The organism is Streptomyces sp. E2N166 (genome assembly GCF_003671715.1).
GTDB lineage: Bacteria > Actinomycetota > Actinomycetes > Streptomycetales > Streptomycetaceae > Streptomyces > Streptomyces thinghirensis.
Genome location: NZ_RAIF01000012.1, coordinates 1,189,638 through 1,214,187, shown reverse-complemented (window position 1 = coordinate 1,214,187; position 24,550 = coordinate 1,189,638). Strand labels below are relative to the sequence as shown.

Here is a 24,550-nt window from a genome sequence, read left to right as displayed (position 1 = left end):
GCGGGGCCACCGGAGGCCGGCGCTCCGGCGGTCTTCGGGGACCGGGCGGAGTGCCGGTCCTGCGACGCCGACGGCGCGGAGCGGGCGCTCGGCACGCTGCGGGAGGCCGGCGAGAAGTGCGCCGAGGGCTTCGCCATGACCATCGACGGGGAGAAGCAGCAGGTCACCAAGGTCACCAAGGTCACCAAGGTCACCGGGGAGAAGCTCGCGGTCGGTGAGGACGCCGTCGCCCGGACGGTGGGGACGAAGACGGACGACGAGCCCGTGGAGACGAAGGCGGTCGTCTTCCGGCGGGGCACCACGCTCGCCGGTTCTCGTCTTCAACATCGCGGCGATCCAGCCGGGGCGAGGCGTTCGAGCAGCCGGCCGCCGTGGTCGACGCAGGCGGCCAAGCTCGGCTGACCAGGACTCGAACCGGCACGAAAGAACCCCGGTCCGCTGAAGCGGGCCGGGGTTCTTCGACCGGAGCGCTGGGCAGGCCTTGCACCTGCATTTCCCCACGGGAAGTGGGGCGTCTTTCCTTGGACCACCAACGCACTGCCGACCGTTGGGGGTTGAGCCCCGCGAGCTGGCAGGATGATCGTACCGCAGCTCCGCGCGGGGTGCACATCGGCTCCATGACACAGAGGGAGCCGGTTCACCTATGTGGACACCGATCCGTTTGTTGAACGCGTCCAATCTCTTGCCAGCCCTCGAAGGCCCCCCTATTCTCACGCCGAGAAAGCGCTTTCCCGACTGTCGTGTTGACGTGATCACGACAGAGTGTTCGTTCCGTCATGTGAAGACGAATGGGGAGACCGAGGATGAGACGACCAGTCACGCTGCGACTCCACGCGGCGCTGGCCACATTGGCTGTCGCCGCCGCGACCGGTGTGGTGCTGTCGATGCCCGAGGCGGCGGCAGCGGCCAGTGGCGCCACCGGCTACGCGACCCAGAACGGCGGCACGACCGGCGGTGCGGGCGGACGGACGGTCCGGGCCACCACCGGAACCGCGATCCACCAGGCCCTGTGCGGCCGCGCCAGCAGCAGCACCCCGATCACCATCGAGGTCGAGGGCACGATCAACCACGGCAACACCAGCAAGGTGTCGGGCGACAGCTGCAGCACCGCCGCGGACAAGATCGAGCTGAAGCAGATCAGCAACGTCACGATCGTCGGGGTCGGCGGCGGCGCCGTGTTCGACCAACTGGGCATCCACATACGGGAGTCCAGCAACATCATCATCCAGAACGTGACCGTCCGGAACGTCAAGAAGTCGGGCTCGCCCACGTCCAACGGCGGCGACGCCATCGGGATGGAGAGCGGCGTCCGCAACGTCTGGGTCGACCACACCACCCTGGAGGCGTCGGGCGGGGAGTCGGAGGGCTACGACGGTCTCTTCGACATGAAGGACAACACCCAGTACGTGACCCTGTCCTACAGCGTCCTGCGCAACTCCGGCCGCGGTGGCCTGATCGGCTCCAGCGAGAGCGACCGTTCCAACGGCTACGTGACCTTCCACCACAACAAGTACGAGAACATCGACTCCCGCGCGCCCCTGCTGCGCGGCGGCACGGCCCACATCTACAACAACCACTACGTGAGCCTCAACGAGTCCGGCATCAACTCCCGGGCCGGCGCCAAGGCCAAGGTGGACAACAACTACTTCGAGGACTCCAAGGACGTCCTCGGCACCTTCTACACCGACCAGGCCGGCTCCTGGCAGGTCAGCGGCAACATCTTCGACAACGTCACCTGGTCCGAGCGCGAGGGCGACAACAACCCCGCCGGGCCCAACCCGCAGTCCAACACCAGCGTCAGCATCCCGTACTCCTACAGCCTCGACGCGGCCGACTGCGTGCCGGGCGTCGTGAGCCAGACGGCGGGTGCCGGCAAGGGACTGAAGGTCTCGGACGGCAGCTGTACGCCGCAGAACCCGGACCCGACCGACCCGGGTCCGACCGACCCCGGCCCCACCGACCCGGACCCGGACCCGACCGACCCCGACCCCACTGGCCCGCCCACCGGAACCAACCTCAGCATCGGGGCTGGCTCCGACGGCTCCTCCAAGGCCGACGGGACGAGCTACGGCAACGTCCGTGACGGCGACATGGGCACCTACTGGTCCCCGTCCGGCTCGACCGGTTCCGTCTCCGTGAAGTGGGGATCCGCCACCACGGTCTCCAAGATCGTCATCCGGGAGGCGTCGGGTTCCGAGGGCGCCATCGGATCCTGGCGGGTGGTCAACCACGACACCGGCTCCGTCCTGGCCTCCGGCAGCGGAGCAGGCGTCATCGACTTCGCCGCGACCTCGCTGAGGAAGGTCACCTTCGAGATCACCGGCTCCAGTGGCACGCCGAAGGTCGCCGAGTTCGAGACCTACGCCGGCTAGCGAGCGGCAGGGTCGCGAGAGAGTGGGCGGGGAGTGTCCGGTATTCGCCTGCCGGCACGGCCTCGCCCTCTTGCGTGGGCGCGGGACAATGGACGGTGGCCCACTCCACCGGGAGTGCCCCCGCCCGCGGGGGAGGGCCGCCGTACGTACGAGGAGGAGAAGACATGGCGGAGCCCACGCCGCGTCGGAACGAACCGCGGCTACGCCCCGCGCCCCTGCTCTTCGAGCCGGCGGAGGCGTCCGCCGACCCCGAGCACTTCTTCGACCTCGAGTCGATCGACGACCCCCGGGCACTGCTGGACCGGGCGACCGAACTGACGCAGGCCTTCCGCGCGGCGGCGGACCGGGCGATGGAGTTCCAGGCGATGGCGGCGGCGCAGCTCGCCGATCCGCGCCGCTTCGACCGGCTGACGCCGGCGGACATCGCCGAGCGGGCCGAGTGGACCGAGGACTACGCCAAGAAGATGGTGGAGTTCGGGCGCGACCTGATGCGCGGCGGCGAGGGCGGCGTGCATCCCGACTAGCCCGACCACCCCGACTAGCTTGTCCGCATATGCCAGGCGAGTGGGCAAGATACTCCCTCCCCCTCTCTCCTGTCCCGGTTTCCCGCAACCCAGCGGAGCTGTCTCCTCACGCCGGGTAGATGTATGCGTCATGAGCAGCACACGCGATGTCATCCCCGACGCCACGTCCCACGTCTCGGACGCCACCTCCGACGGTGCCGCCTGGCTGGCCACGGCGGGCCCGTACCCGCGCAGCACGCTCGCCTTCTGGGAGGAGCGGCCCCAGGCTCCCGTCGTCCTGCCCTGCGGTGCCGTCTTCGACGTGGTGAGCGCCCCCGCGGTCTTCGGGCGCCGGATGCTGGACCGGATGTGGGACGAGGGGCCGGGGTCCGGCCCGGTGGCCGAGTTCCGGGGCCGGATGCTGCTGTTCGCCGCGCCGGGCACGGCCCAGCGGCTGCCGTCGCTGCTGGACTGGGAGGAGTGGGGCGCGCGTGGCCGGGCGGGCGGCCGCACCGGCGAGGTGCCCCCGCTGCTGTGCCACGGTGCCGGGGACGCGGTGACGGTGCCGGCTCCTGTGGGCGGACCCGCGCGTTCCGGTTCCCGCTGGCTGGTGGCGCCGGACACTCGCCTGCCGTGGCTGCCGGGTCCCGAGATCCTGCTCTGGGCGGCCGTACGGGCGGCCCGCGCGGCGGTGCGGATTTCGATTTTTCCTCCCGCCGACCAGGATGCTAAGGTCTACGACGTCAGCAGGCGCCGCTAGCTCAGTTGGTTAGAGCAGCTGACTCTTAATCAGCGGGTCCGGGGTTCGAGTCCCTGGCGGCGCACAGACAACGAGAAGGCCCCTCGCTCAGGCGAGGGGCCTTCTCGCGTGCTCGGGAGCGCCCGGAAGGCGTCGGTCTCACCCCGGCGTGACCTGCACCGTCCACGCCCCTGACGCCGTCCGCCCCTCCACCTCCACCCGTACGTCCTCCTCCGGCACCGTGAAACTCTCGCCGAGGCTCACCGGAGCGTCGGCGAGCGGGGGGTAGACCGAGTCCTCCCAGCAGGCCTCGGTGTCCGGATGGGCGTCGATCACCTCGATCGGCCCGCCCCCGGACTCCGTCCCGCTCCGCACCCGGTACACCAGCACCCCTGCCCGGCAGGCGGCGACGTCGTTGCCGGCCGGCCCCCGTGCCTCGAAGGCGAGCACGCTGTCCGCGCCCGTGCGCACCACGGCCAGCTTCGTACCGCGCCCGAGGCCGAAGGCCGGCGTCCCGGCGGCGCCGGCCACCACCACTCCCGGCCCGGCCCCCAGCGGCTCCAGCGTCAGCCGGGTGGGCCCGCTGCCGCGCACGCACGCCACCTGCCGGGGCTCCAGCCAGCCCAGCTTCCACTTGTGCCAGCCGAAGAGATCCGGGGCGAGCCCGAACTGGCTGCCCATCAGGTCCCAGTCGCCGACGTGCGTGTCCCAGTCGCCCTTGCCGTCGACGGGCCGGTGGTACAGGTCCGGCAGGTCGAAGACGTGCCCGGTCTCGTGGGCCAGGACCAGCCGGTCCGGCGGGTGGTTCTCGAAGACCGTGACGACCCGCCGGATGTCGGTGCCGTCGGCCCGCATCGGGGCGTCCAGGTTGACGACCTTCGTCGCGTCGGAGTCCACGCCGGGCGCGTCCGGGTCCGCGACGAAGTAGACGATGTCGTAGCGGGAGAAGTCGACGTGCCGGTCGGCGGCGTCCATCGCGTCGCGCAGGTAGGCGGCCCGGTGCTCGGGGCTCCAGTCACGCTGTATGTCGTACGCCGTCGACGGCCGTGGCATGGGGATCCAGCTCGGCAGCGGGTGCGGGCGGAGCGAGAACGTGCCGTAGGAGGCGCGCTGGAAGAAGCGTGTGGTGGCCGGGAAGTGGTCGGCGGCGAGTTCGGCGGGCGCGGTCAGCGGCTGGGAGTCGGGGAAGGACAGGAACACCATCACCGCGTCCAGGGCGCGGACGGGCCGCGGGTAGGCGGCGTTCCAGGTGTCCAGGCCCTCGGAGTGGTGCACGTCGGTGCGCTGGAGCGCGCAGGGCTCGGGGGAGAAGGGCTCGGCGACCGAGGGGGCGGTGATCAGGGAGGTCGCGGCGAGCGCCGACATCGTGGTGCACACCGCCGCCGTACTGCGCAGTCTGGAGCGGGGCGCCCCCGCCGCCCGGCGGACCGGGCCGAGCCCCTTGAGGGTCTCCCGGGGAAGTCGCCTCAGAGGGAGCTGGCGCGGCACATGGACCTCCGGGTGCGGTTGACGGGACACCGCACCCAGCTTGTGCATGATTGTCGTACTACGCCCTGTTTGCCTGCACCGGATGGGTGAGCCGCCGGTGATTTCGCGGGAGGCCCTCTGGTCGACACCCCGAGGACACTCACGGAACGTCACAACTGGTCGGGGGCATGTAGAACCCGTCCAGGTGTGGGCAGAAACGATCTGCCAGGGGGGTCACTCGGTCCGAACCGCGGTACGGCGGCTGGAAGGGCTCGGTGGCAGCCTCTATGATCGGCACACTTTCCTGCACGAACAGAGCACGAACAGAGATCGAGGCACTGCGGGAGCGAGCGGTGAACGGAACCTCCGAAGGGCCGGCGTCCGCGGCAGACCTCGACCGGTCGGCCGTCACAGAGAGTGACAACTACCTGGCTCCTCGTACGCCGTGTACGGGGCCCCCGACCTACCACTCGGCGTTCGCGGCCGCCCCCCTCGCCATGGCCGTCGTCGACGCCGAGGGCCTGGTCGTCAGCGCCAACGACACGCTGGGCAACCTGCTCGGCACCGACCCGGCCTCGCTGGCCGGCTGCGCGGCCGCCGACCTCGTCGACCTCGTCTCCGACGCCGGGACCTGGCACGCGTACCGCGAGGTGCTGCGAGGCCGGCAGCCCCGGCTGCGCTGCACCCGGCGGCTCAAGGGGGCCGACGGGCACTCCCTGTGGGTGCAGGTGACGGTCGCGCCCCTGGCCGAGCCGGGGGAGGTGCCGGGCGGCCTGCTGCTGTCGGTCGCCGACATCAGTGCACGGCGTGAACTCCAGGCCCGGCTGCGCCACCTCCAGATGCACGACCCGGTGACCCGGCTGCCCAACCGCGCGCTGTTCTTCGAGCGCCTGACGGCCGCGCTGGAGGCGGAGTCGTACGAGCACGGCGGCACCGGCCGGATCGGCGTGTGCTACCTGGACCTGGACGGCTTCAAGGCCGTCAACGACACCCTCGGCCACCGCGTCGGCGACCGGCTGCTGGCCGCCGTCGCCGAACGCCTCACGCGCTGCGCGGAGGAAGCCGCCCACGCGCGGTCCGGCGCCCCGCTGGTGGCCCGGCTCGGCGGCGACGAGTTCGCCCTGCTCGTGGAGGACTCCACCGGCACCGACCAGCTCGCCGACCTGGCCGAATCGGTCCTCACGGCGCTCCAGGCGCCCTTCGAGCTGTGCGACCGCCGCCTCTCGGTCACCGCGTCGGTCGGCGTCGTGGAACGCCACACCGCCGGCACCACCCCCACCGCCCTGATGCAGGCCGCCGACACCACCCTGTACTGGGCCAAGGCCGACGGCCGGGCCCGCTGGACGCTCTTCGACCCCGAGCGCAACGCCAACCGCATGACCCGCCAGGCCCTCGCCGCCACGCTCCGCCCCGCCATCGAGCGCGGCGAGTTCGCCCTGGAGTACCAGCCGCTGGTCGGCATGGAGGACGGCCGGGTGCGGGGCGTCGAGGCGCTCATCCGCTGGAATCATCCTCAGTTCGGCGTACTGGCGCCGAATCGGTTCATCGCACTGGCGGAGGAGGACGGTTCGATCGTTCCCCTCGGCCGCTGGATCCTGCGCACGGCCTGCCACCAGGCCCGCCGTTGGCAGCTGGCCCACCCGGACGATCCGCCGATCTTCGTCAGCGTCAACGTGGCGGTCCGCCAGGTCTGGGACTCCGACCTGGTCGCGGACGTGGCGGCCACCCTGGAGGAGACCGGCCTCGCCCCGCACCTGCTTCAGCTGGAGCTGACGGAGTCGGCGGTGATGGGCTCGGCGGGCCGCCCGCTCCAGGCCCTCAAGGCGCTCAGCGACATGGGCGTCCACATCGCCATCGACGACTTCGGCACCGGCTACTCGAACCTGGCGTACCTGAGCCGGCTGCCGGTCTCCGTCCTGAAGCTGGACGGCGCCTTCGTACGGGGCTTCCAGTACGACAAGGTCGACGCGGGTGCCGGGGTTGAGGCGTCCGCGGACGCCTGCGCCGCGAACCCGGCCGACGAGGTCATCGTCGAGGCGATGGTCCAGCTCGCCCACCGGCTCGGCCTGACCGTCACCGCCGAGTGCGTGGAAACGTCCGACCAGGCGACCCGCCTGCGCCGCATCGGCTGCGACACCGGTCAGGGCTGGCTGTACTCCCGACCGGTGTCGCCGGATCGTATCTCCGCGCTGCTGGGCCCCGCCGGGCCCGGAGCGGCCGGCGTTCAGGCAGGCGTCGGCAGCCCGTAGGCGTCGGCGATCAGCTCGTAGGAGCGCAGCCGTACGTCGCCGCCGTGGGCGTTGGCGGTGAGCATCAGCTCGTCGGCGCCGGTGCGCTTCTGGAGATCGTCGAGGCCGGACCGGACCTCGTCGGCGGTGCCGTGGATGACGTTGGAGTTCCAGGACGCCACGAACTCCTCCTCCATCGGGCTGAAGTCGTACGCCTCGGCCTCTTCCGGCGTCGGCACCAGCCCGGGGCGCCCGGTGCGCAGCCGGACCATGTTCAGCGCGGCGGCCAGCACCTGCCGGCGGGCCTCCTTCTCGTCGTCGGTCGCGAGCGCGGAGACGCCGATCAGGGCGTACGGGGCGTCGAGGACGGCGGACGGCCGGAAGGACTCCCGGTACAGGTCCAGCGCCGGGACGGTGTTCTGCGCCGAGAAGTGGTGCGCGAAGGCGAACGGCAGCCCGAGGGTGCCGGCCAGCCGGGCGCTGAAACCGGAGGAGCCGAGCAGCCAGACCGGCGGCCGGTGCGGGGACTGGACGCCGCCGGGCGAGGTCGCCTGCACGGGGCCCGGGACGGCGTGGATCCTGCGGTACGGATGCCCGTCCGGGAAGTCGTCGTCCAGGAACCGGATCAGCTCGGCGAGCTGCTGCGGGAAGTCGTCGGCGCCCTCGTTCAGCCGGTCGGTGCGGCGCAGGGCGGCGGCGGTGGCCCCGTCCGTGCCGGGGGCGCGGCCGAGGCCGAGGTCGACGCGGCCGGGGGCCATGGCTTCGAGGGTGCCGAACTGCTCCGCGATGACGAGGGGCGCGTGGTTCGGGAGCATGACACCGCCCGAGCCGAGCCGGACGCGGTCGGTGTGGGCGGCCAGGTGGGCGAGGATCACCGCGGGGGAGGAGGAGGCCACGCCGGGCATCGAGTGGTGCTCGGCGACCCAGTACCGGTGGAAGCCGCGCCGCTCCGCGAGGCGTGCGATGTCCACGCTGGTCCGCAGGGCGTCGGTGGCGGTGCGGCCGGCGCCGACGGTCACCAGGTCCAGTACGGAGAGGGGGACGGGAGCGGTGCCGTGGGCGGTGCCCCGGATCTCCTCTGCGGCGTCTGCGGGCATGGTGGGGTGCCTCCTGTGTCGTGACATTCGCGCGGGTCGCTGCGCGGCGTAACAGGAGGGTGTCTCCGGTTATTCCCCGGTGGAGGTCTTGAGGGTGCTGAGGAAGGCGTTGAAGGCGGGGGTGGGGAAGGTGAGAGTGGCTCGGGCGGGAGCCTTGGAGTCGCGGACGGCTATGCGGGGGTGGCGGTGGGCCACCTCGACGCAGTCGTTGCCTTCACCGCCGCCGGAGTAGGAGGACCTGTGCCAGTCGGCGGGCGCCGTCATCGCTCGGCCTTGAGGGTGTCGAGGAATGCGGTGAAGGCGGAGACGGGGAAGGTGAGGGCGCCGTAGGTGCGGTCCTTGGAGTCGCGTATCGCCACCCGGACTGGCTCGCTCGCGATTTCCACGCAGGAGTCACCGTCACCGGAGCCCGAGTAGCTGGACTTCCTCCATTTGCCGAGGGTGCTCTCCACGGGGTGCCTCACAGCCCTTTCGCCAGCTTGTGAACGAAGTCGCGCGAATGTTCGGGGTCGATCGATGCGGCCTCCACTTTACGGAATAGCGTTCGAAAGGCACTGAGCTGTGCTTCCGAGTCGATGAAGGCCGCGCCGTGGGGTGCGTCGCGGACCACGGTGTCCAACCTTGGGACGGCGCCCTCCGCGTAAGTCATGGCGCTCCCGGCGCCGGCGAACCCTTCCAGTTCGAAGGGGATCACCCGCACGCGGATGTGCTCTTCTTCGGACAGCTCGGCGAGGCGGGTGAGTTGGGCACGTGCGGCAGCGCGGTTGCCGACCATGACGCGCAGGGCTGCTTCGTGGATGACGGCCCGGTAAGGAGTGGGGTCGGGGCGTTCGAGGATCACCTTGCGTTGCATGCGATGCCGGACGCGCAGTTCGACCTCTTCGCGGGGAAGTTCGGGGACCCTGTAGGAGTAGACAGCGCGAGCGTAGTCCTCCGTCTGGAGAGGGCCGGGGATGTACAGGAACTGAACCTCTCTCAGTGAGACCGCGTGATGCTCCAACTCGGCGAGGTCGAGGAAGGGGGTGGGCAGCACTCCGCGGTATTGCTCCCACCAGCCGCGTGTCCGGTCGGTCGCCATGGCGACCAGAGAGCGGATCAGTGCCTCGTCCGTGCATACGTAATGGCCCGCAAGACGGCGCAGGCGCTTCTCACTCACGCCGGCCAGTCCCGCTTCGATCTGGCTGATCTGAGCGGGGCTCACGCCCAGCAACGCCGCCGCCTCACGTGCCGGGAGGCCGGCTGCGTCTCGGAGTCGGCGCAACTCGACCGCCAAACGCAGCTGACGTGCCGTCGGATCACGCCTCAGTGCCATCTCAGCTCCTTATCAACGCGCCACTGTGTACGCCTCGTTCGGGGCCAGATTACGTGACCGGCTTGCAAGACTTAAAAAGATAGGTCTACCGTCGGTGACGCGACGATAGCTCATCGTGACTCATTGGGTGTCGGAAGCGCACCGCTCTGTCCTGCCATGACGGCTGCGGCAATGCCACCGAACCTCACCCCCGCCACGTCTCCGGAGGAGTCCGCATGCCCGAAAACGATCCGTGGGAGTACTCCCTCTACATCCCGAACGACCCCCGTGCCGTCACCGTCTGCCGCCGCACGCTCCGGCTGATCCTGACGGTGCACGGACTGATCCGGCTGGTCGACCTCGCGGAGTTGCTGGCGACGGAGCTGGTCTCCAACGCCGTACGGCATACCAAGGGGCCCGCCGCCCTGCGGGTTCGCTGGGCGGCGGGCGTGCTGCGGACCAGGGCCTGGGACGCGGACCCGTCGCCGCCCGAGCCGCCGCAGTCGTTCGACCGGGCCCTGGAACGGGAGGACGGGCGGGGGCTGGCGATGGTCCGGGCCTGTGCCGACGTGTGGGGGTGGCAGCCGCTGGCGAGGGAGGGCGACCGGGGCAAGTACGTGTGGTGCGAACTGGGTACCGCCCCGGCAGCCGTGACACGGACGGCGTGAAGCCGGTGTTGGTCAGTCGACGGGGGAGACCCGGATGAGGTTGCCGTCCGGGTCCGCGACGACGAAGGTGCGGCCGAAGACCTCGTCGTGGGGTGGTTCGACCACGGTGGCGCCCTTGGCGGTCCACGCGGCGTGGATGTCGTCGATCGCCGCCGGGGGACCCGGGACCATCAGGCCGACCTCCGAGGTGCGTGGCGTCGACGGCGCGACCTGGTCCGCGCGGCCGCTCCAGAGGGCGAACAGTACGCCCGGGGCGACCTCGAAGGGCACGTAGCGCGGGGTGGTCATGACCGGCTCGATGTCGAACAAGTCGGCGTAGAACGACGTCGAGCGCTCGACGTCGCTGACGTGGACGAGGAAGAGGTTGGGTGCGGACATGGGTGTCGGGCTCCTTCCGAGTGGGCCGGTTCCGGCCGTCGGTGTCAGCCTCGTCTGAGAACATGACACGGTCTGTCGTATTCAGGTGAGGAAGCCCGGCGCATGAGTCGACCGCAACGTCTGATCGAGCTCCTCGCGGCGCTGCAGGCGCGTCGGCGGGCCACGGCCGAGTCGCTGGCCGACGAGCTGGGGGTCTCGACCAGAACGGTGCTGCGCGACGTGCGGGCGCTTGTCGACGCGGGCATCCCCGTCCTCACCGAGCGGGGGAAGTACGGCGGCATCAGCCTGCTGCCCGGTGATCAGGCCGACCTGTCGAAGCTGACGACCGGTGAGGCGGACCTGCTGCGGGCCGTCGGGCTCGATCCCGAGCGTGCCCGCCGCGTCGGCCGCCGCCGCCCGCCCGGGACGAACTGCCGCTGGCCCTGGTTGACGTGATCGCCATCGACAACCGGCCCTGGTTCGGGGAGGCCGCACCGCTGCCCGATGTCGCGGCGCTGGTGCGGGACCTGCGTAAGGGGAGGCGGTTGCGGATCGGCTACCGGCGCAGTGGTGCGGCGGCCGCCGAGGACTTCGTGGTCGACCCCTACGGGCTGGTGGAGCGGGCCGGGCGGTGGTACCTCGTGGGTGATCGTGACGGGCGTCCGCGTATGTTCGCCCTCACCCGCCTGGAGGGCTGGAAGGTGCTGGACACCGACCGGCGGCTCCGGCCCGGCGCCGACCTCGTGGGCACGGCGCGGGAACTGGGCGAGGTGTTGGAGGGCAGACAGGACGTCGTCGTGACGGCACGCGTCGATGCCGGGAGCATCGACCTGGCCCGCCGCATCCTGGGCGCCCGGCTCCGGACGGTGAGTGACCGGCAGGACGGCGACGGGCGGGTCGAGATCACCGTGGCGTACGGCGGACTGGACGGAGTGCGGCAACTGCTCCAGTTCAGCGACCACATCGAGGTCGTCGATCCGGAACCGGCCCGTCGGCTGATCCACCGGCTCGCGGCCCGCACCGCTCACACCCACCGTCCCGCAACCGTGAACACTTCCGGCGAAACTGTTCACTCACCTCTCAAATGAGCGCCCCAAGAACAGAACGACCAAGAGTGTCCTCGCCGTGGCGGCAGTCCCCGCCCCTGGCCGCTCGCCTCCGAGGCGGCCGGCGGGAGCTCGGTGCGGGCCACCAGCAGCACCGTGCAGGTGGCTTCAGCAGCACGGGCGGGCGATGGCGATCCGCTGACGCCGGCCGCCCGAGACGAGTACGCCGCCGTCACCGACCTCGGTGTCCAGGCCGCGCGGCGGCGTGCCGGACTCCGTCCGGCGGGGGGCGTGTTGTTCGGCTGCTGGGCAGGTGCCGGAGTGGTGGTTCAGGGCCGCCAGGCCGTCCGGTGCTGTGCCAGGTGTGCCAGCACCGCATGGTTGGCCTCCCAGCCGTCCGGGAACTTGACCAGCGTTCCCAGCTGGACCGGCTCCGTGGACGGATAGTCGTCCAGCAGCTCGCTCACACCCTCCCGGCAGACCACGATGCACGCGTGCCGGTGCCGGGAGGCCAGGACGCACAGGCGGCCCGTCTCCAGGTGGAAGGCGGTGGCGTCGGGGCGGCCGGAGAGCGGGTGGAGGACGACGGTGACGTCGTACTCGCGGCCCTGGAGACGGTTCGCCGTGTCCACTGTCACCTCGGTCACCCCGAGGTCGGCCAGCGCGGCCCGGACCGCCGCCGCCTGGTCCCGGTGCGCGGTGCCGACGGCGATGCGGGCGGACGTCAGGGGAGCGGGGTCGGGGGAGCGCTCGGACGTCGCAGCGCCCTCCCGGTCGAGGAGCCGCCGGACCACCGCCGCCACCGCCCGTACGGCCTCCGGATCGGTGCGCGGCGTGTGACCGGCGGGCAGCTCCAGCAGACCCCAGCCCGAGCGTGCGGCCTCGTCGATCACCTGGTCGGGGCCCGAGCCGTCCGACGCCACCGCGAAGGACAGACCCCGGTCGCCGTGGTCCGTGCCGCTGCGGAACGGCGTGTACGGGTAGAACGCGTCGGAGACGAGCCGTGCCGCCGACGCCGGGAGCCGCCACGACACCGGCAGCCGGTGCTGGGGGAGGGCGGGGTTGTGGGCGAGGAGTGTGGTCACCGCGGAGGCCGACGGGTCGTACGACAGCCCCGCCCACTGCTCGCTGCCCACCGTCGCGAACGGGTCCAGCTGACCCGGGTCGCCCACGAACAGCGCCCGCTCGAACAGCCCGGCGACCGCCAGCAGCGCGTCCGAGCGCATCTGGTACGCCTCGTCGACGATCGCGTGCCGCCACGGCTCGTCCACCTTGACGTGCGCCCACTTCGCGGCGGTCGACAGGACGACGGCCTGTCCGGCGAGATCGGCGGCCTTCGCCGACTTGCGTACGTTCGCCAGGTCGTCGAGCGCCTTGTCGTACGGGTCGGCGTCACTGCTGTGCAGGCGGCCCACCGGCAGCTCGGGGTTCTTCTCGGCGAGGCGCAGAACCAGGTCGTCGACCTGGGCGTTGGTCTGCGCCACGACCATCAGGGTCCGGCCCGCCTCGGCCAGCTCCAGCGCCGCCCGTACGACCAGCGTGGACTTGCCGGCGCCGGGCGGGGAGTCGACGACGACACCGCGCTCGGTGCCGTGCAGCGTGTCGTGGAGGATCGCGGCGGTGGCGCGGGCGGCTTCGGCGCCCGGGTCGAAGCCGGCCTCGACGGGGGCGGTGGTGGCGTCGGCGGTCACAGGATGTCCTCCTCCGTCCGGGCGTCGGCGGCCTCCGGTACGGCCGCCGCCTCGCCGGGCGGTCCCCCGTGCGTCCACGGGGTCTGGTCCGGGTCGGGCAGCTTCGCCCCGCCCCGCTGCTCGTGTTCGAAGAGGGTGAAGCAGACCAGGTCGCCCTTCTCGGGCACCGACCCGGCCTCGGGCTCCTTGCCGCGGCCCATCTTGTCGACGATCCGCAGGACCAGTCCGCCACCGTCCCCGCCCTCGGTGCCGTCCCCGTCCGCACCGGCCGGTCCGACGTACTCCGCCGCCTGCGGCTTGCCGCCCAGCGACCGGTAGACCTTCACGCGCTCGCCCAGGTGCGGCCGGTCGTCCGTGCGGACCGTGACCAGCGGGCGCGGACTGGGCCGCTTGCTCTCGCTGTACGCCATGACCACGTCGGTGACCTCCCCGGCGAACGCCTCGCCGGACAGCCGCCGCCCGGCCATCACCAGCGGATCGTCCAGCGCCTCCTGAGCCTCCAGCCGGGCCTGTTCACGCTCGCGCGTGGCGAGTTTGTTCGCCGCGGTCACCGCGTCGTCCCGGCGCGGCTGCGGGGGCTCGCCGGACAGGATGCGGTCGCGGTGGGACGTGAACGACCAGCGGTCGCGGGTCCAGCGGTCCTCGACATGCGCCCCGGCGGGCAGCTCCCGCAGCAGGTCCAGGCCCCGCCACACCGTGTCCCAGGTGGGCCGCGTACGGCTCTCGACCAGGGTGCGGATCTCCAGCTCGGCGGCGGTGAGCGCGCCGAGCCGTTCGTCGGCCTCCAGGCCGTCCTCGGCGGCGGCGAGCGCGGTGCGCGCGCGGTCGTAGCGCTCGATGGCGGGCGCGAGCAGCTTGTTGTCGAAGGCCGGGTCGGTCGCCGGGCCCGCGGGCGGGCACAGCAGCTGGCCGTCGGCGTCGCGTGCCAGTTCGGCCCGCCGTGCGGCCTGTGCGCCGGTCAGCCCCTCGCCGCCGGCCTCCGGGGCGATCCAGGCCAGCAGCGCCCCCAGGTGCTGGTCCTCCAGCGTGGACTGCCCGGTCGCCCAGTGCCGGCCCAGCAGGTCGGTCATGGCGAGGAGGAGGGAGGACCCGGGGACCCGGGCCCGCTCGCCGTAGTGGGTCAGCCACCGGCCGAGCAGCGGCACCCTCGGCGGCGCGGGGTGCGGTGTCTCCGGGTCCTCCTCCGCCGTACGCCGGAAACGCATCGACCGGCCAAGCAGCCGTACGAAGTCGATACCGGCCCGGCTCGGCACGATCAGCTGCGCCGCGTCCGCGCACAGGTCGACCTCGACCTTGACCCGCTTGCCCGTCTCCGGGTCGGTCTCGGTGCGCTCGGCGGCCTCGACGCTGTCGGCGTACGCCTCGACGTGCGGCAGCACGATGCCGGCCAGCTCGGCCAGGAACGCGAAGCGCAGGTCGCGGTCGCGGGGCTGCGGCACGACCAGCAGGTGCGGCGCGTCCCGGTCCGTGCCGACCAGGGCGCCCAGCGGGGCACCGGCCTCACCCGCGGTGATCAGCGGTACGAAGACCAGCGGACGGCCGGACAGGTGCCGGTGGCGGATGGTGGCGGCGGGCTGGGCGTGTCCGGTGCGCACGGCCTCCAGGCGGGCGAGCGTCGTGATCAGGGACACCCGGCCACCCCGCTCCCGCCGCTCCCGCCGCTCCCGCCGCTCCTGCCGGTCCCGCCGGTCCCGCCGGTCCCGCCGGTCCCGCCGGTCCCGCCGGTCCCATGGAGCCCGCTCCCGTCGGCCCCGATGCCGGCCGTCGCGAGTGCCTCCGCGCGCAGCCGGGCCGCCCTGCGCAGGGCGGCCACCGCCGGGTCGTCGGGATCGCCGGTCTCCCCGCGGGCCGCGGCCAGTACCTCCTCCACCGTCGACAGGCCGCCGAGCTCGGCCCGGACCGGGCGGCCCAGCGAGGTCACCGCGCCGGCCTCGCGGGACCGGGCGCGGCAGTGGAACGCCAGCTCGCAGGCGGACAGGCACTCGGGCGCGTACGTCGCCGGGACCGCCTCGACCGCGGCCGTCAGCTCCTCGGCCGGCAGCTCGGGGGAGAAGCAGACGCCGTCGGGGAGCGTGTCGGCGATGTCCTCGACGCGGGTCAGCCGGGCCAGCTGGCGGTCGGTGACCGCGCGCTGCTTGCGCACGTCGACGGCGGAGGCGGTGGGCAGGTTGGAGAAGTCCTTGGGGCAGACCAGGAGCACGCGGTGGCGCACGCGCGGTGCGGGATCCAGCCGGGCGGCGACCCGCTCCAGGGCCAGCACGTACACCGCGGCCTGCCGCGCGGCGGCGCCGACCTTCGCCGGGTCGGCGGAGCCGTCCAGCATGGGGAAGGACTTGATCTCGACGACCGTCCAACCGCCGTCCGGGTGCACCACCACGGCGTCCGGCTCCAGGAACGCGGGGGACCCGGCGACGTCGAGGGCGAGCATCGGGTGGTCGAGCAGCGTCCAGGTCCCGGGCGTGCCGGTGGCCTCCCGCAGGGCCAGCGACGTCCGCGCCGCGCGGCCCTCCGGGCCGGTCGCGGACAGGTCGGGCACATGCGCGCCGGCGGGCGGTTCGGCGCCCCGGTCCAGCTTCTCGTGCACGAGCCGCAGCAGCTCGGCGCCGCCGTCCGCCTTGACCCGAGCCTCGAAGGCGTTGCCCCGCATGAACGCGAACTGCGACTGCCCGAAGACCGACGGCGAGCCCAGCGCGCTCGCGAGCGAGGCCTTGTCCACTCCGGCACCGTCGAGGATCGCGCGCCGGCGGCACCCGGGATTGGCGGCGAGGGCGGCCAGGGCCCGCGCGTCCAGCGCCTTGGCCGGTACGTCGGGACCGCGCAGCTCAGCGAGCCGGTGCCGGAGTCTCGTCCCCCGCGTCCGCGGGGGAGGGGTCCGGCTCGGCTCCTGGTCCGAACCGCTGCTCGCGCTGCCGTGGGAATCGCTCACCCGCGGAAGTCTGGCATCCACCACTGACAATCGTGGAACTCGCGCCCGCCGGGGCCTGTGCGGCCGGTGTGAAACGGGCCGCGATCCGGGTCCGCACCCGGTCCGCCGTCCGCAGCACGTACGGCGTCAGCAGCAGTCCCGCACTCATCACCGCGGCGCCCGCGACGGCGTCGAGGAAGTAGTGGTTGGCGGTGCCCATCACCACGATCGTGGTCACCAGCGGGTAGACGACGCCGGCCACCTTCGTCGTGCGCGTGCCGCCGTAGCGCCAGAGCATCACCCCGCACCACAGCGCCCAGCCGACGTGCAGGCTCGGCATGGCCGCGTACTGGTTGGTCATCCCGCCCAGGCCGCGCGGCGCGCTCGCCTCGCCGCCCCACCAGCCGTACGAGCTGTACTGGGCCATCGTGTCGACGAAGCCGTGGCTCGCGTCCAGGAGCCGGGGCGGGCAGGTCGGCAGCAGGGTGAAGCCGACGAGACCGATGAACGTGGACGTCATCAGCCAGGTACGGGCGGCCCGGTAGCGCACGGTGCGCGAGCGGAAGATCCAGATGAGGAGTGCGGGGGTGACCAGGTAGTGCAGCGACGCGTACCAGAAGTCGGCCGGTATGCCGATCCACGGTTCGCGGGTGAAGAGGCGGTTGAGCGGGTGCTCCGCGTTGAGGAACAGCGCCTTCTCTATTCGCAGGATGGCCAGGCCGTGGTCGACGGCGTCGGCGACGTCACCCCGGACCATGAGCCGGCCCGCTGAATAGAAGGCGTAGACGAGGAGGATGAGCGGCAGTTCGGTCCACCAGCGCAGTCGAGTCTTGGGGGCCGCCTCGGTGCCCGGTGTCTCGGTGTGCGGCAATCCGATCGCCCTCCCCCTTCGTTCTCGCGCGCGCCTGACCGACACGGACGTGACACTCTACGGCCTTGGTGCGCCCCGCTTCACCGGGTGCCCTCGGCCCTGATAGACGCCGGGATCGCCCGCCGGGTTGCCCGCGCGCGGCGTGCGCGATGATGGGGTGGTCCCCTCCGACATTTCTCCCGGAAAGGCCCCTTCATGGCACCGCGCATCCTGCTGGCCCGGCACGGACAGACGGCGTGGTCGCTGTCCGGCAGACACACCGGCAGGACCGACGTGCCGCTCCTGGAGGAGGGCAGGCGCGGTGCCAAGCTGCTCGGCGAGCGGCTGCACCGGGCGCCGCTGGAGGGGCTGCCCGGCGTCGAGGTGCGCACCAGCCCGCTGGCCCGCGCGCGCGAGACCTGCGAGCTGGCCGGCTTCGGTGAGCGGGCCCGGGCCTGGGACACGCTGATGGAGTGGGACTACGGGGCGTACGAGGGCATGACGCCGGACGAGATCCAGGCCGTCCGGCCCGGCTGGCTGATCTGGCGGGACGGCGTTCCCGAGGGGGAGAGCCTGGCGGACGTCACCGCGCGCGCGGACGAGGTCGTCGCGTGGGCGCGTGAGGCGGACCGCGACGTGCTCGTCTTCGCCCACGGGCACATTCTCCGGTCGATCGGGGCCCGGTGGCTGGGGCTGCCGCTGGACTTCGCGGCACGGATACGGCTGAACCCGACGTCACTGTCGGTGCTGGGGTGGGCCTACGGGGAGCCGGCGCTGGAGAGCTGGAACGACCTGGGGCATCTGGCGGGCTGACGTGGGTGCCGGTGCCGGTGCGGGTGCGCGGGGGTGCGCTGCCCGGCGGCACGACTGCCCGCAGCTGGGGGCGGAGTGGTGACCGGGTTCACGCCGTTCGCGGCAGCGCGGCGTGGCGGTCCAGGAAGGCCGAGACGTCCGATGCCCGCCGGTGCGGGAGGAGCACCCGTGCCGTCGCGGACAGCATCGACTGGACGCGTGACGACTGGACCTCGCCCAGCAGGTCCAGAACCCGCATGCCCGCCCCCGCCGCCTCGTCGGGCCGGCCGCCGCGCGCCAGGTCGTCCGCCAGTTCCGCCGAGTACAGCGCGAGGTTCCGGGTGAAGTGCGGGTCCTGCAGTTCGGCCGCTCGGCGCGCGTGCCGGGCCGCCCGGGGCCAGTCGCCCAGGGTGGACCAGCACTGGGCCTCGAGCCCTTCCAGCTCGGCCGGGCCGTAGAAGCTCATCCACTCGGGGTCGGCGTCCGACGGGCCCCGCCCGAAGAAGGCCTGCGCGCGTGCCAGCGCCTGCTCGCAGCCGACGCGGTCGGCCAGCCCCGCCCATCCGCCCGCCTCGCGCAGCGCGAGCAGGGACATCAGCCGGGCCGAGCCCAGCGGGCGGGCGGCGCGCTGCGCGGCCTGGGCCGCCCGTACCGCCTCGCGCGGGCGCCCGGCGTCGCGGGCCAGGAACGCCATGTTGCAGAAGGCGTGCGCCTCCAGACCCGCGTCGCCGGTCATCCGGGACGTGGCGAGTGCCTCCGCGTAGTGGGAGCGCGCGTCGTCGAAGCGCCCGGAGTCGTGCGCCAGCCAGCCCACGGAGATCGCCAGTTCCCCGGCGCCCGAGTAGAGCCGGTCCGCCGTCGCCTGCCGGGTCGCGCCGGCGTCCAGCAGCGCGTACGCGGTACGCAGCGGGGCCGCCGCGCGCCGGTAGAGACCGTCGGCGCCGTGCCGGTCGTCGAGCAGCCGGATCCGGCGGACGGCTTCCTCGAGGGCGCTCGCGTCGCCCGCCCCCGCCCGGCGCACGGGGCGCTGGGCCGCCGCGGCGTCGAGAGCGGGCCCCAGGGGCCCCAGCGAGACGGCGGCCACCGTGGCACCGCTCGTCATGAATGCGCGACGCAGCACGTCGCTCTCCTCGTTGTTGTCGTGCGTGTCGTACGGGTACTGCTTGTCGTGCGGGTCATGCGTGTTCTGCGTCTCATACGGCTCGCTCGTGCCCCGCTTCTCACTCGGGGCGCGCGGAGGCCCTTCGGCGTACGCCGGGGGCGCGTCCTCCTCGGTGCGCGCCCGGCGCCCGCGTACCGACGAGCGGGGCGCGAACCCCAGGTCGGTGAGCGTGCGACCGGGGAACATGTGCAGGAACACCCGCTCGTACGCGTAGTTGGGGCAGCGGATCTCGCCCGCCTCGACCCGGCCGATGTAGCGCGCGTCACAGCTGACCCGCTCGCCGATCTCACGCGCGGCCCGGCGTACCGCCGCCGCGAACTCGGCCGGCGAGCGGCTTCCGCGCAACCGCCGGAAGGCGAGGTTCGGCCGCGGTGGCCGATCGGGCTGGGCGGAGGTCACCGTTGACGACGCCATGGCCGGGTCCTCTCGTGCGAACCGTCGAACCATGCCGGGACAGGAGTGAGTTGTAGGGGTTTCTCCGTTTGTCAGCCCTGTTTCCGGCGAGCAAGAACGTACCGGCTGTGACGGAGCGGCCACGCGGTGTTTGGCTACAAACCGGATATCTCATCCACGATCTGCCATGAAGTGCCATCCTTTGCGGCTGACTTCTGCCGTAGCCGTTGACGGTCCGACGCGTTGAACCCTGTGGACCGGGAGGCCCCCGACTCCCGACCCGCTCGTCCGAGGAGGAGTTCCGTGGTGGAGGCCGGGATGGATGCCAGACGGTTCAGCGATCCCCCCTGCGACGCCTGTGACGTCGTCACCGTGCCGACCCGGCAGGGTCTGGAGGCGGTCGACATCCTCAGAAGGGGCGCCGGTGACGCGGTCGGTCCCGTGATCCACGACGACGGCTGCGACACCCTGGGGTTCCTGGTGCCCCCGGGCACGGCCGCCGCCTGGGACGTGCCCGGAAGCACCTGCACGGAGACGGACGGCCGCGGACTCGGCCTCGCCCCGGCCCCCGAGCCGCCCGTGGAGGGCTCCGACTGGCTGCTGCCGCCCGGCGAGGCGGACCTGGCGACCGACCCCGCGGTACTGCGGGCCGCGCTGGGCGAGGCGGCCCGGCTCATCGAGGCCGCGGACAGCTGCAGCTGAGGCGTTCCGGTCCGGCCGTACGGCGTTGTCCCGGTGCGCCGATAATGGGCCGATGGGAAAGTCCAGGAACGCCCGCCGCGGGCGCGCTGCCGCCGAAGCCGTCGCCGAGAACGTCGACGGCGGGCTCGCCGAGCTGATCCCGGACCGGGAGCGGAGCCGGGCCTGGACGCTGCTGATCGACGGTGCCCCGCAATCGCACGTCGACCTGGACGACCCGGCGTACCTGTCCTTCGAGTACCAGCGCCGCCTCGGGCACGTCATCGATTCGGCCGTCCCGCCGGGCAAGCCCGTGCAGGCCGTGCACCTCGGCGGCGGCGCCTTCACCCTCGCCCGCTACGTCGCCGCCACCCGCCCCCGCTCCACCCAGCAGGTCGTCGAGAAGGACGCCGCCCTCGTCCAACTGGTCCGCCGCGAGCTTCCCCTGGATTCCGGCGCGCGGATCCGGGTGCGCTCCGCCGACGCCCGCGCCGGGCTGGCCAAGGTGCCCGACGGCTGGGCACAGCTGGTCGTCGCGGACGTCTTCAGCGGGGCCCGTACCCCGGCCCATCTGACGTCCACCGAGTTCCTGGACGAGGTCCGGCGCGCGCTCGCGCCCGGCGGGGTCTACGCCGCCAACCTCGCCGACGGTCCGCCGCTCGCCCATCTGCGTGGCCAGATCGCCACCGCCGCCGACCGCTTCCCGGAACTCGCCCTCGTCGCCGACCCGGCCGTGCTGCGCGGCAAACGCTTCGGCAACGCGGTCCTCGTCGCCTCCGACCACCCGCTGCCGGTCGCCGAACTCACCCGCCGCGCCGCCTCCGACCCGCACCCCGCGCGCGTGGAACACGGCCGCGCGCTGACCGACTTCACCGGCGGCGCGGTACCCGTGACGGACGCGGCGGCGGTGGCCTCCCCGGCGCCGCCCCCGTCCGTCTTCAAGTGACTCAGTAGCTGCCGATCTCCACCCGCGGCGGCCCGTCGTGCCAGGTGCAGAACACCGACACCCGGTCCGCGCCCGAGGTGAACTCCACCCGGATCCACGACTCCGTCTTCCACACCTGCATCGACCAGCCCGCGCCCGGCGTCGCCGACACCAGGGACGCGGACGACGTACCGAGGTCGAAGACCGCCCGGCCGCCGTCGGTGTCGTAACTCCTGACCCGGCCGGACGTGGTGGGCGAGGGACTCGGCGGAGACTCGGCGGAGGCGGAGGCGGACGGCGCGGCCCGCGACGGGGTGGGGGACGGCTCGTCGGCGGTCCCGCTCGGCTCCGGCGAGGGGCTGCCCGACGGAGACGGCCGCCTGGTGGACGAGGCCGACGACCCCGAACCACCGGCGTCCTCCGACTCCCGCGCTTCCCGCACGGAGGCGTCGGCCGCCGTGATGGGCAGGGCCCGGGGGCGGTCGTAGGCCGTGCCCGCCATCACCGTGTGAACGCCCCACCAGGACAGCGTGACCGCCGCGCCGGTGGCGAGCAGCCAGGCGAGTACGTGTACGAGTCCTCTGCGCATCGCGGCCATACTGCCTCACGGGCCACACGCGTGTCGCCCGAACGGAGGCGGAGCGAGGGCGGAGCCGGGGCGGAACGGGGCGGGCGGGAGTTGTCCACAGGCCCGCGCCGGGTCGTCCCGCATGGCGTACGGTGCCGCCCATGGCAAGTGTGCTCGTGGTCGAGGACGACCAGTTCGTACGCTCGGCGCTCATCCGGCATCTGACCGACGCCTCGCACACCGTGCGCAGCGTCGGTACGGCACTGGAGGCGCTGCGGGAGGTCGCCCATTTCCGTTTCGACGTGGTGATCCTCGACCTCGGCCTGCCCGACCTGGACGGCTCCGAGGCGCTGAAGATGCTGCGCGGCATCACCGACGTACCGGTGATAGTCGCCACCGCCCGGGACGACGAGGCGGAGGTCGTACGGCTGTTGAACGCGGGCGCGGACGACTACCTCACCAAGCCGTTCTCCGTCGAGCACCTGTCGGCCCGGATGGCGGCCGTACTGCGCCGCACCCGGACCGGCCCCGCGGAGGCGGCCCCGTCGACCGTCATCCGGGTCGGCGGCCTCACCGTCGACCCGCTGCGCCGCCAGGCCGAACTGGACGGCACCCGGCTCGACCTGACCCGCCGTGAGTTCGACCTCCTCGCCTTCCTGGCCGGCCGGCCAGGAGTCGTCGTCCCCCGCAAGGAACTGCTCGCCGAGGTCTGGCAGCAGTCCTACGGCGACGACCAGACCATCGACGTCCACCTGTCCTGGCTGCGGCGCAAGCTCGGCGAGACCGCGGCCCGGCCGCGCTACCTGCACACCCTGCGCGGTGTCGGCGTGAAGCTGGAGCCGCCCGCGGAGTCGTCCGCCGGGCCGGCCGCGGGGCTTCCCGGAGCGGAGCCGCCGCGATGAGATGGGCCCTGGTCAAGGTTTCGCTGGCGGTCACCGCGATGGTGGTGGTCGCCTTCGCGGTCCCGCTCGGACTGGTCATCCGGGAGATGGCCCGGGACCGCGCCTTCTCCAACGCGGAGCGGGAGGCCGCCGCCGTCGCCCCGGCACTGTCCATCACCACCGAACGCGAGCAGCTCGAGCGCGTCGTCGCCTCCGCGGGCTCGGACGCCGGCATGGCCGTGCACATACCGGCGTCCGGCCAGGACAACGGCGGCACCGACATCGGCCGGCAGCGCGCCACCGACGAGGACATCGCCGCCGTACGCGAGATGGGCCGCGCCTCCACCACGGAGGTGACCGGCGGCTCCACGCTGCTCCAGCCGGTCGCGCTCAGCTCCGGCGAGATCGCCGTCGTCGAGGTCTACGTCCCCGAGTCCGAGGTCACCAACGGCGTCGGCACGGCCTGGGCGGTGCTCGCCGCGGTCGGTGCCGCCCTGATCGTCGGCTCGGTCGCGGTCGCCGACCGGCTGGGCATACGGATGGTGCGGCCCGCACAGCGCCTGGTCGAGGGCGCGCACGAGCTGGGGGAGGGGAAACTGGGCGCGCGGGTGCCGGAGGAGGGACCGAACGAACTGCGCCTCGCGGCGGTAGCGTTCAACTCCATGGCCGACCAGGTCGTCCAGCTGCTGGCCAACGAACGGGAGCTGGCCGCCGACCTGTCCCACCGGCTGCGTACCCCGCTGACCGTGCTGCGGCTCAACGCGGCCTCGCTCGGCGACGGGCCGGCCGCCGACCAGACCCGGGCCGCCGTCGAGCAGTTGGAGCGCGAGGTCGACACGATCATCCGCACCGCCCGGGACGCCAAACCGCAGACGGCCGCGGCCGGCCCCGGCGCCGGGTGCGACGCGGCCGAGGTGGTGCGGGAGCGGATGGGTTTCTGGTCCGCGCTCGCCGAGGACGAGGGCCGCAAGTGGCGGGTGGCCGGCGCCGACCGGCCGGTGCGCGTACCCGTGGCCCGCGCGGACCTGGCCGCCTCCCTCGACGCCCTGCTCGGCAACGTCTTCCGGCACACCGCCGAGGGCACGGCCTTCGCCGTCGACCTGCACAACGGCGAGGACGCGGTGATCGTGCTCGTCTCGGACGCGGGTCCGGGCATACCCGACCCCGCCGCGGCGATGGCCCGGGGCCGGGGCTCGGGCAGCGACGGGTCGACCGGGCTCGGCCTGGACATCGTGCGCCGGCTGGCGGAGTCGACGGGCGGGGACGTACGGATCGGCTCCTCCGTGCTCGGCGGCACCGAGGTGCGGATCTGGATCCAGCTGGACGGGCGGGCGGCGCCGGCCCGGCAGCGCGGACACCGGGGGTCCGTGCGCCGCCGCAGGCAGTCCCGGCCGGCCGCGACCATTAATCGGTCCCGATCCCTTCCTTAAGCGCGCCCTAAGATCGTCAAGCCCTGTCCGGATCAGGCACTTTGCCGGTTTCCGGCTCGCTAGCGTGCTGCCGCACCCCACCCCCGCGCACCCCTCGCCCAGGGGGCACGCGAACAGCGAAGGCAGGCACGTGAGCACGCACCGACGCAGGATCAGTGGCAGGAACAAGGCGATCGGCACCCTCGTCGCGGCGGCCGTGGCCGGCGGTGGCGCGCTGATGTTCACCAGCACCGCCCAGGCGGCCGGAGTCGGGGCCGCGTACACGAAGACCAGCGAGTGGTCGACGGGCTACAGCGCCCAGTACGTGGTCACCAACAACAGCGGGCAGGCGAAGACGGTCTGGACCCTGGAGTTCGACCTCCCCTCCGGCGCGAAGCTCGGCTCGCTGTGGAACGCCGAGTCGAGCATCAGCGGGCAGCACGTCACCGTGACCCCGCCGAAGTGGGACGGCGACGGTCTGCGGGCCGGCGAGTCCGTCACGGTCGGCCTGGTCGTCAACGGCACCGA

25 protein-coding genes, 1 tRNA gene and 1 pseudogene are annotated in these 24,550 nt (G+C 72.8%); 15 read left to right on the top strand and 12 right to left on the bottom strand.

Annotated features, from left to right (window positions below; translation table 11 throughout):
- The 5 genes and pseudogenes from EBH09_RS37815 to EBH09_RS13255 all read left to right on the top strand — a co-directional run.
- Positions 1 to 402, top strand: a pseudogene (locus EBH09_RS37815) (hypothetical protein); the annotation flags it as partial.
- 401 nt (positions 403 to 803) lie between these two features.
- The gene (locus EBH09_RS13270) at positions 804 to 2,372 is read left to right on the top strand and encodes a polysaccharide lyase family 1 protein (RefSeq protein ID WP_121747151.1); all 1,569 of its coding nucleotides are present in this window, start codon (positions 804 to 806) and stop codon (positions 2,370 to 2,372) included.
- 164 nt (positions 2,373 to 2,536) lie between these two features.
- The gene (locus tag EBH09_RS13265) at positions 2,537 to 2,896 is read left to right on the top strand and encodes a hypothetical protein (RefSeq protein WP_121747150.1); all 360 of its coding nucleotides are present in this window, start codon (positions 2,537 to 2,539) and stop codon (positions 2,894 to 2,896) included.
- Positions 2,897 to 3,026: 130 nt separating this feature from the next.
- Positions 3,027 to 3,635 (top strand): bifunctional DNA primase/polymerase, encoded by a 609-nt coding sequence (locus EBH09_RS13260; protein ID WP_121747149.1) that lies wholly within the window; start codon positions 3,027 to 3,029, stop codon positions 3,633 to 3,635.
- A tRNA-Lys gene (locus EBH09_RS13255) sits at positions 3,626 to 3,699 on the top strand. Before EBH09_RS13260 ends, EBH09_RS13255 begins: the two co-directional genes overlap by 10 nt.
- A gap of 74 nt (positions 3,700 to 3,773) precedes the next feature.
- On the opposite strand, the gene EBH09_RS13250 is transcribed toward EBH09_RS13255, so the two are convergent.
- Entirely contained in the window at positions 3,774 to 5,150 is a 1,377-nt protein-coding gene (locus EBH09_RS13250) for a M6 family metalloprotease domain-containing protein (protein ID WP_121747148.1), read from the bottom strand.
- A 284-nt stretch (positions 5,151 to 5,434) separates the two neighbouring features.
- Between EBH09_RS13250 and EBH09_RS13245 the strand changes: the two genes are divergently transcribed.
- Positions 5,435 to 7,330, top strand: a complete 1,896-nt coding sequence (locus tag EBH09_RS13245) for an EAL domain-containing protein (protein WP_121747147.1) — start codon at positions 5,435 to 5,437, stop codon at positions 7,328 to 7,330.
- Here the strand turns inward: EBH09_RS13245 and EBH09_RS13240 are convergent.
- The 4 genes from EBH09_RS13240 to EBH09_RS13225 form a co-directional block, all read right to left on the bottom strand.
- Complete coding sequence (locus tag EBH09_RS13240) at positions 7,306 to 8,406, bottom strand: LLM class flavin-dependent oxidoreductase (RefSeq protein ID WP_121747146.1); 1,101 nt, start codon at positions 8,404 to 8,406, stop codon at positions 7,306 to 7,308. The two genes, EBH09_RS13245 and EBH09_RS13240, sit on opposite strands and share 25 nt — an antisense overlap.
- A 69-nt stretch (positions 8,407 to 8,475) precedes the next feature.
- Positions 8,476 to 8,670, bottom strand: a complete 195-nt coding sequence (locus EBH09_RS13235; RefSeq protein ID WP_121747145.1) for a DUF397 domain-containing protein — start codon at positions 8,668 to 8,670, stop codon at positions 8,476 to 8,478.
- Positions 8,667 to 8,858 (bottom strand): DUF397 domain-containing protein, encoded by a 192-nt coding sequence (locus tag EBH09_RS13230; RefSeq protein WP_121747144.1) that lies wholly within the window; start codon positions 8,856 to 8,858, stop codon positions 8,667 to 8,669. The genes EBH09_RS13235 and EBH09_RS13230 overlap by 4 nt, the downstream gene beginning before the upstream one ends.
- 8 nt (positions 8,859 to 8,866) lie before the next feature.
- Positions 8,867 to 9,718: a helix-turn-helix transcriptional regulator gene (locus tag EBH09_RS13225; RefSeq protein WP_121747143.1), complete on the bottom strand. Its 852-nt coding sequence runs from the start codon at positions 9,716 to 9,718 to the stop codon at positions 8,867 to 8,869.
- 215 nt (positions 9,719 to 9,933) lie between these two features.
- On the opposite strand from EBH09_RS13225, the gene EBH09_RS13220 reads away from it, so the two are divergent.
- Positions 9,934 to 10,365, top strand: a complete 432-nt coding sequence (locus tag EBH09_RS13220) for an ATP-binding protein (protein WP_121747142.1) — start codon at positions 9,934 to 9,936, stop codon at positions 10,363 to 10,365.
- A 12-nt stretch (positions 10,366 to 10,377) separates the two neighbouring features.
- On the opposite strand, the gene EBH09_RS13215 is transcribed toward EBH09_RS13220, so the two are convergent.
- On the bottom strand, positions 10,378 to 10,743 hold the full coding sequence (locus EBH09_RS13215; protein ID WP_121747141.1) for a VOC family protein: 366 nt from the start codon (positions 10,741 to 10,743) through the stop codon (positions 10,378 to 10,380).
- Positions 10,744 to 10,845: 102 nt separating this feature from the next.
- On the opposite strand from EBH09_RS13215, the gene EBH09_RS38225 reads away from it, so the two are divergent.
- Positions 10,846 to 11,178, top strand: a complete 333-nt coding sequence (locus tag EBH09_RS38225) for an HTH domain-containing protein (protein ID WP_202977429.1) — start codon at positions 10,846 to 10,848, stop codon at positions 11,176 to 11,178.
- A complete protein-coding gene (locus EBH09_RS13210) occupies positions 11,175 to 11,810 on the top strand; it encodes a WYL domain-containing protein (protein WP_202977428.1) in 636 nt (211 codons plus the stop codon). The genes EBH09_RS38225 and EBH09_RS13210 overlap by 4 nt, the downstream gene beginning before the upstream one ends.
- Before the next feature lie 287 nt (positions 11,811 to 12,097).
- Here EBH09_RS13210 and EBH09_RS13205 read toward each other — a convergent pair whose 3' ends face one another.
- From EBH09_RS13205 to EBH09_RS13190, 4 genes are read right to left on the bottom strand one after another with little or no spacing between them, the layout of a single operon-like run.
- Positions 12,098 to 13,459, bottom strand: coding sequence for an AAA domain-containing protein (locus EBH09_RS13205; RefSeq protein WP_121747140.1), 1,362 nt, complete (start codon positions 13,457 to 13,459; stop codon positions 12,098 to 12,100).
- On the bottom strand, positions 13,456 to 15,090 hold the full coding sequence (locus EBH09_RS13200; RefSeq protein ID WP_193776273.1) for a hypothetical protein: 1,635 nt from the start codon (positions 15,088 to 15,090) through the stop codon (positions 13,456 to 13,458). Before EBH09_RS13200 ends, EBH09_RS13205 begins: the two co-directional genes overlap by 4 nt.
- The gene (locus EBH09_RS13195; RefSeq protein ID WP_193776314.1) at positions 15,081 to 16,280 is read right to left on the bottom strand and encodes a hypothetical protein; all 1,200 of its coding nucleotides are present in this window, start codon (positions 16,278 to 16,280) and stop codon (positions 15,081 to 15,083) included. Before EBH09_RS13195 ends, EBH09_RS13200 begins: the two co-directional genes overlap by 10 nt.
- A gap of 1 nt (position 16,281) precedes the next feature.
- A complete protein-coding gene (locus tag EBH09_RS13190; protein WP_121747139.1) occupies positions 16,282 to 17,235 on the bottom strand; it encodes a phosphatase PAP2 family protein in 954 nt (317 codons plus the stop codon).
- Between the two features lie 195 nt (positions 17,236 to 17,430).
- Here EBH09_RS13190 and EBH09_RS13185 point away from each other — a divergent pair, with 195 nt between their 5' ends.
- Entirely contained in the window at positions 17,431 to 18,027 is a 597-nt protein-coding gene (locus EBH09_RS13185) for a histidine phosphatase family protein (RefSeq protein ID WP_121747138.1), read from the top strand.
- Between the two features lie 88 nt (positions 18,028 to 18,115).
- On the opposite strand, the gene EBH09_RS13180 is transcribed toward EBH09_RS13185, so the two are convergent.
- Positions 18,116 to 19,582 (bottom strand): hypothetical protein, encoded by a 1,467-nt coding sequence (locus EBH09_RS13180; protein ID WP_121747137.1) that lies wholly within the window; start codon positions 19,580 to 19,582, stop codon positions 18,116 to 18,118.
- A gap of 297 nt (positions 19,583 to 19,879) precedes the next feature.
- Between EBH09_RS13180 and EBH09_RS13175 the strand changes: the two genes are divergently transcribed.
- On the top strand, positions 19,880 to 20,263 hold the full coding sequence (locus EBH09_RS13175) for a hypothetical protein (protein ID WP_193776272.1): 384 nt from the start codon (positions 19,880 to 19,882) through the stop codon (positions 20,261 to 20,263).
- Positions 20,264 to 20,315: 52 nt separating this feature from the next.
- The gene (locus tag EBH09_RS13170) at positions 20,316 to 21,185 is read left to right on the top strand and encodes a fused MFS/spermidine synthase (RefSeq protein ID WP_121747135.1); all 870 of its coding nucleotides are present in this window, start codon (positions 20,316 to 20,318) and stop codon (positions 21,183 to 21,185) included.
- Position 21,186: 1 nt separating this feature from the next.
- On the opposite strand, the gene EBH09_RS13165 is transcribed toward EBH09_RS13170, so the two are convergent.
- A complete protein-coding gene (locus EBH09_RS13165; protein WP_193776271.1) occupies positions 21,187 to 21,753 on the bottom strand; it encodes a hypothetical protein in 567 nt (188 codons plus the stop codon).
- A 140-nt stretch (positions 21,754 to 21,893) separates the two neighbouring features.
- Between EBH09_RS13165 and EBH09_RS13160 the strand changes: the two genes are divergently transcribed.
- The 3 genes from EBH09_RS13160 to EBH09_RS13150 all read left to right on the top strand — a co-directional run.
- Positions 21,894 to 22,634, top strand: coding sequence for a response regulator transcription factor (locus EBH09_RS13160; protein ID WP_193776270.1), 741 nt, complete (start codon positions 21,894 to 21,896; stop codon positions 22,632 to 22,634).
- Positions 22,631 to 24,043, top strand: coding sequence for a HAMP domain-containing sensor histidine kinase (locus tag EBH09_RS13155; RefSeq protein WP_121747132.1), 1,413 nt, complete (start codon positions 22,631 to 22,633; stop codon positions 24,041 to 24,043). Before EBH09_RS13160 ends, EBH09_RS13155 begins: the two co-directional genes overlap by 4 nt.
- Before the next feature lie 130 nt (positions 24,044 to 24,173).
- A partial coding sequence (locus EBH09_RS13150; protein ID WP_193776269.1) for a cellulose binding domain-containing protein occupies positions 24,174 to 24,550 on the top strand: 377 nt, incomplete at its 3' end.

Coding starts and splice junctions, on each gene's coding strand:
- EBH09_RS13165 (WP_193776271.1), bottom strand. CDS start 21,753: ATGCGCAGAGGACTCGTACACGTACTCGCCTGGCTGCTCGCCACCGGC.
- EBH09_RS13185 (WP_121747138.1), top strand. CDS start 17,431: ATGGCACCGCGCATCCTGCTGGCCCGGCACGGACAGACGGCGTGGTCG.
- EBH09_RS13170 (WP_121747135.1), top strand. CDS start 20,316: ATGGGAAAGTCCAGGAACGCCCGCCGCGGGCGCGCTGCCGCCGAAGCC.
- EBH09_RS13270 (WP_121747151.1), top strand. CDS start 804: ATGAGACGACCAGTCACGCTGCGACTCCACGCGGCGCTGGCCACATTG.
- EBH09_RS13160 (WP_193776270.1), top strand. CDS start 21,894: ATGGCAAGTGTGCTCGTGGTCGAGGACGACCAGTTCGTACGCTCGGCG.
- EBH09_RS13250 (WP_121747148.1), bottom strand. CDS start 5,150: ATGCACAAGCTGGGTGCGGTGTCCCGTCAACCGCACCCGGAGGTCCAT.
- EBH09_RS13265 (WP_121747150.1), top strand. CDS start 2,537: ATGGCGGAGCCCACGCCGCGTCGGAACGAACCGCGGCTACGCCCCGCG.
- EBH09_RS13235 (WP_121747145.1), bottom strand. CDS start 8,670: ATGACGGCGCCCGCCGACTGGCACAGGTCCTCCTACTCCGGCGGCGGT.
- EBH09_RS13225 (WP_121747143.1), bottom strand. CDS start 9,718: ATGGCACTGAGGCGTGATCCGACGGCACGTCAGCTGCGTTTGGCGGTC.
- EBH09_RS13175 (WP_193776272.1), top strand. CDS start 19,880: ATGGATGCCAGACGGTTCAGCGATCCCCCCTGCGACGCCTGTGACGTC.
- EBH09_RS13155 (WP_121747132.1), top strand. CDS start 22,631: ATGAGATGGGCCCTGGTCAAGGTTTCGCTGGCGGTCACCGCGATGGTG.
- EBH09_RS13180 (WP_121747137.1), bottom strand. CDS start 19,582: ATGGCGTCGTCAACGGTGACCTCCGCCCAGCCCGATCGGCCACCGCGG.
- EBH09_RS13260 (WP_121747149.1), top strand. CDS start 3,027: ATGAGCAGCACACGCGATGTCATCCCCGACGCCACGTCCCACGTCTCG.
- EBH09_RS13220 (WP_121747142.1), top strand. CDS start 9,934: ATGCCCGAAAACGATCCGTGGGAGTACTCCCTCTACATCCCGAACGAC.
- EBH09_RS38225 (WP_202977429.1), top strand. CDS start 10,846: ATGAGTCGACCGCAACGTCTGATCGAGCTCCTCGCGGCGCTGCAGGCG.
- EBH09_RS13215 (WP_121747141.1), bottom strand. CDS start 10,743: ATGTCCGCACCCAACCTCTTCCTCGTCCACGTCAGCGACGTCGAGCGC.
- EBH09_RS13240 (WP_121747146.1), bottom strand. CDS start 8,406: ATGCCCGCAGACGCCGCAGAGGAGATCCGGGGCACCGCCCACGGCACC.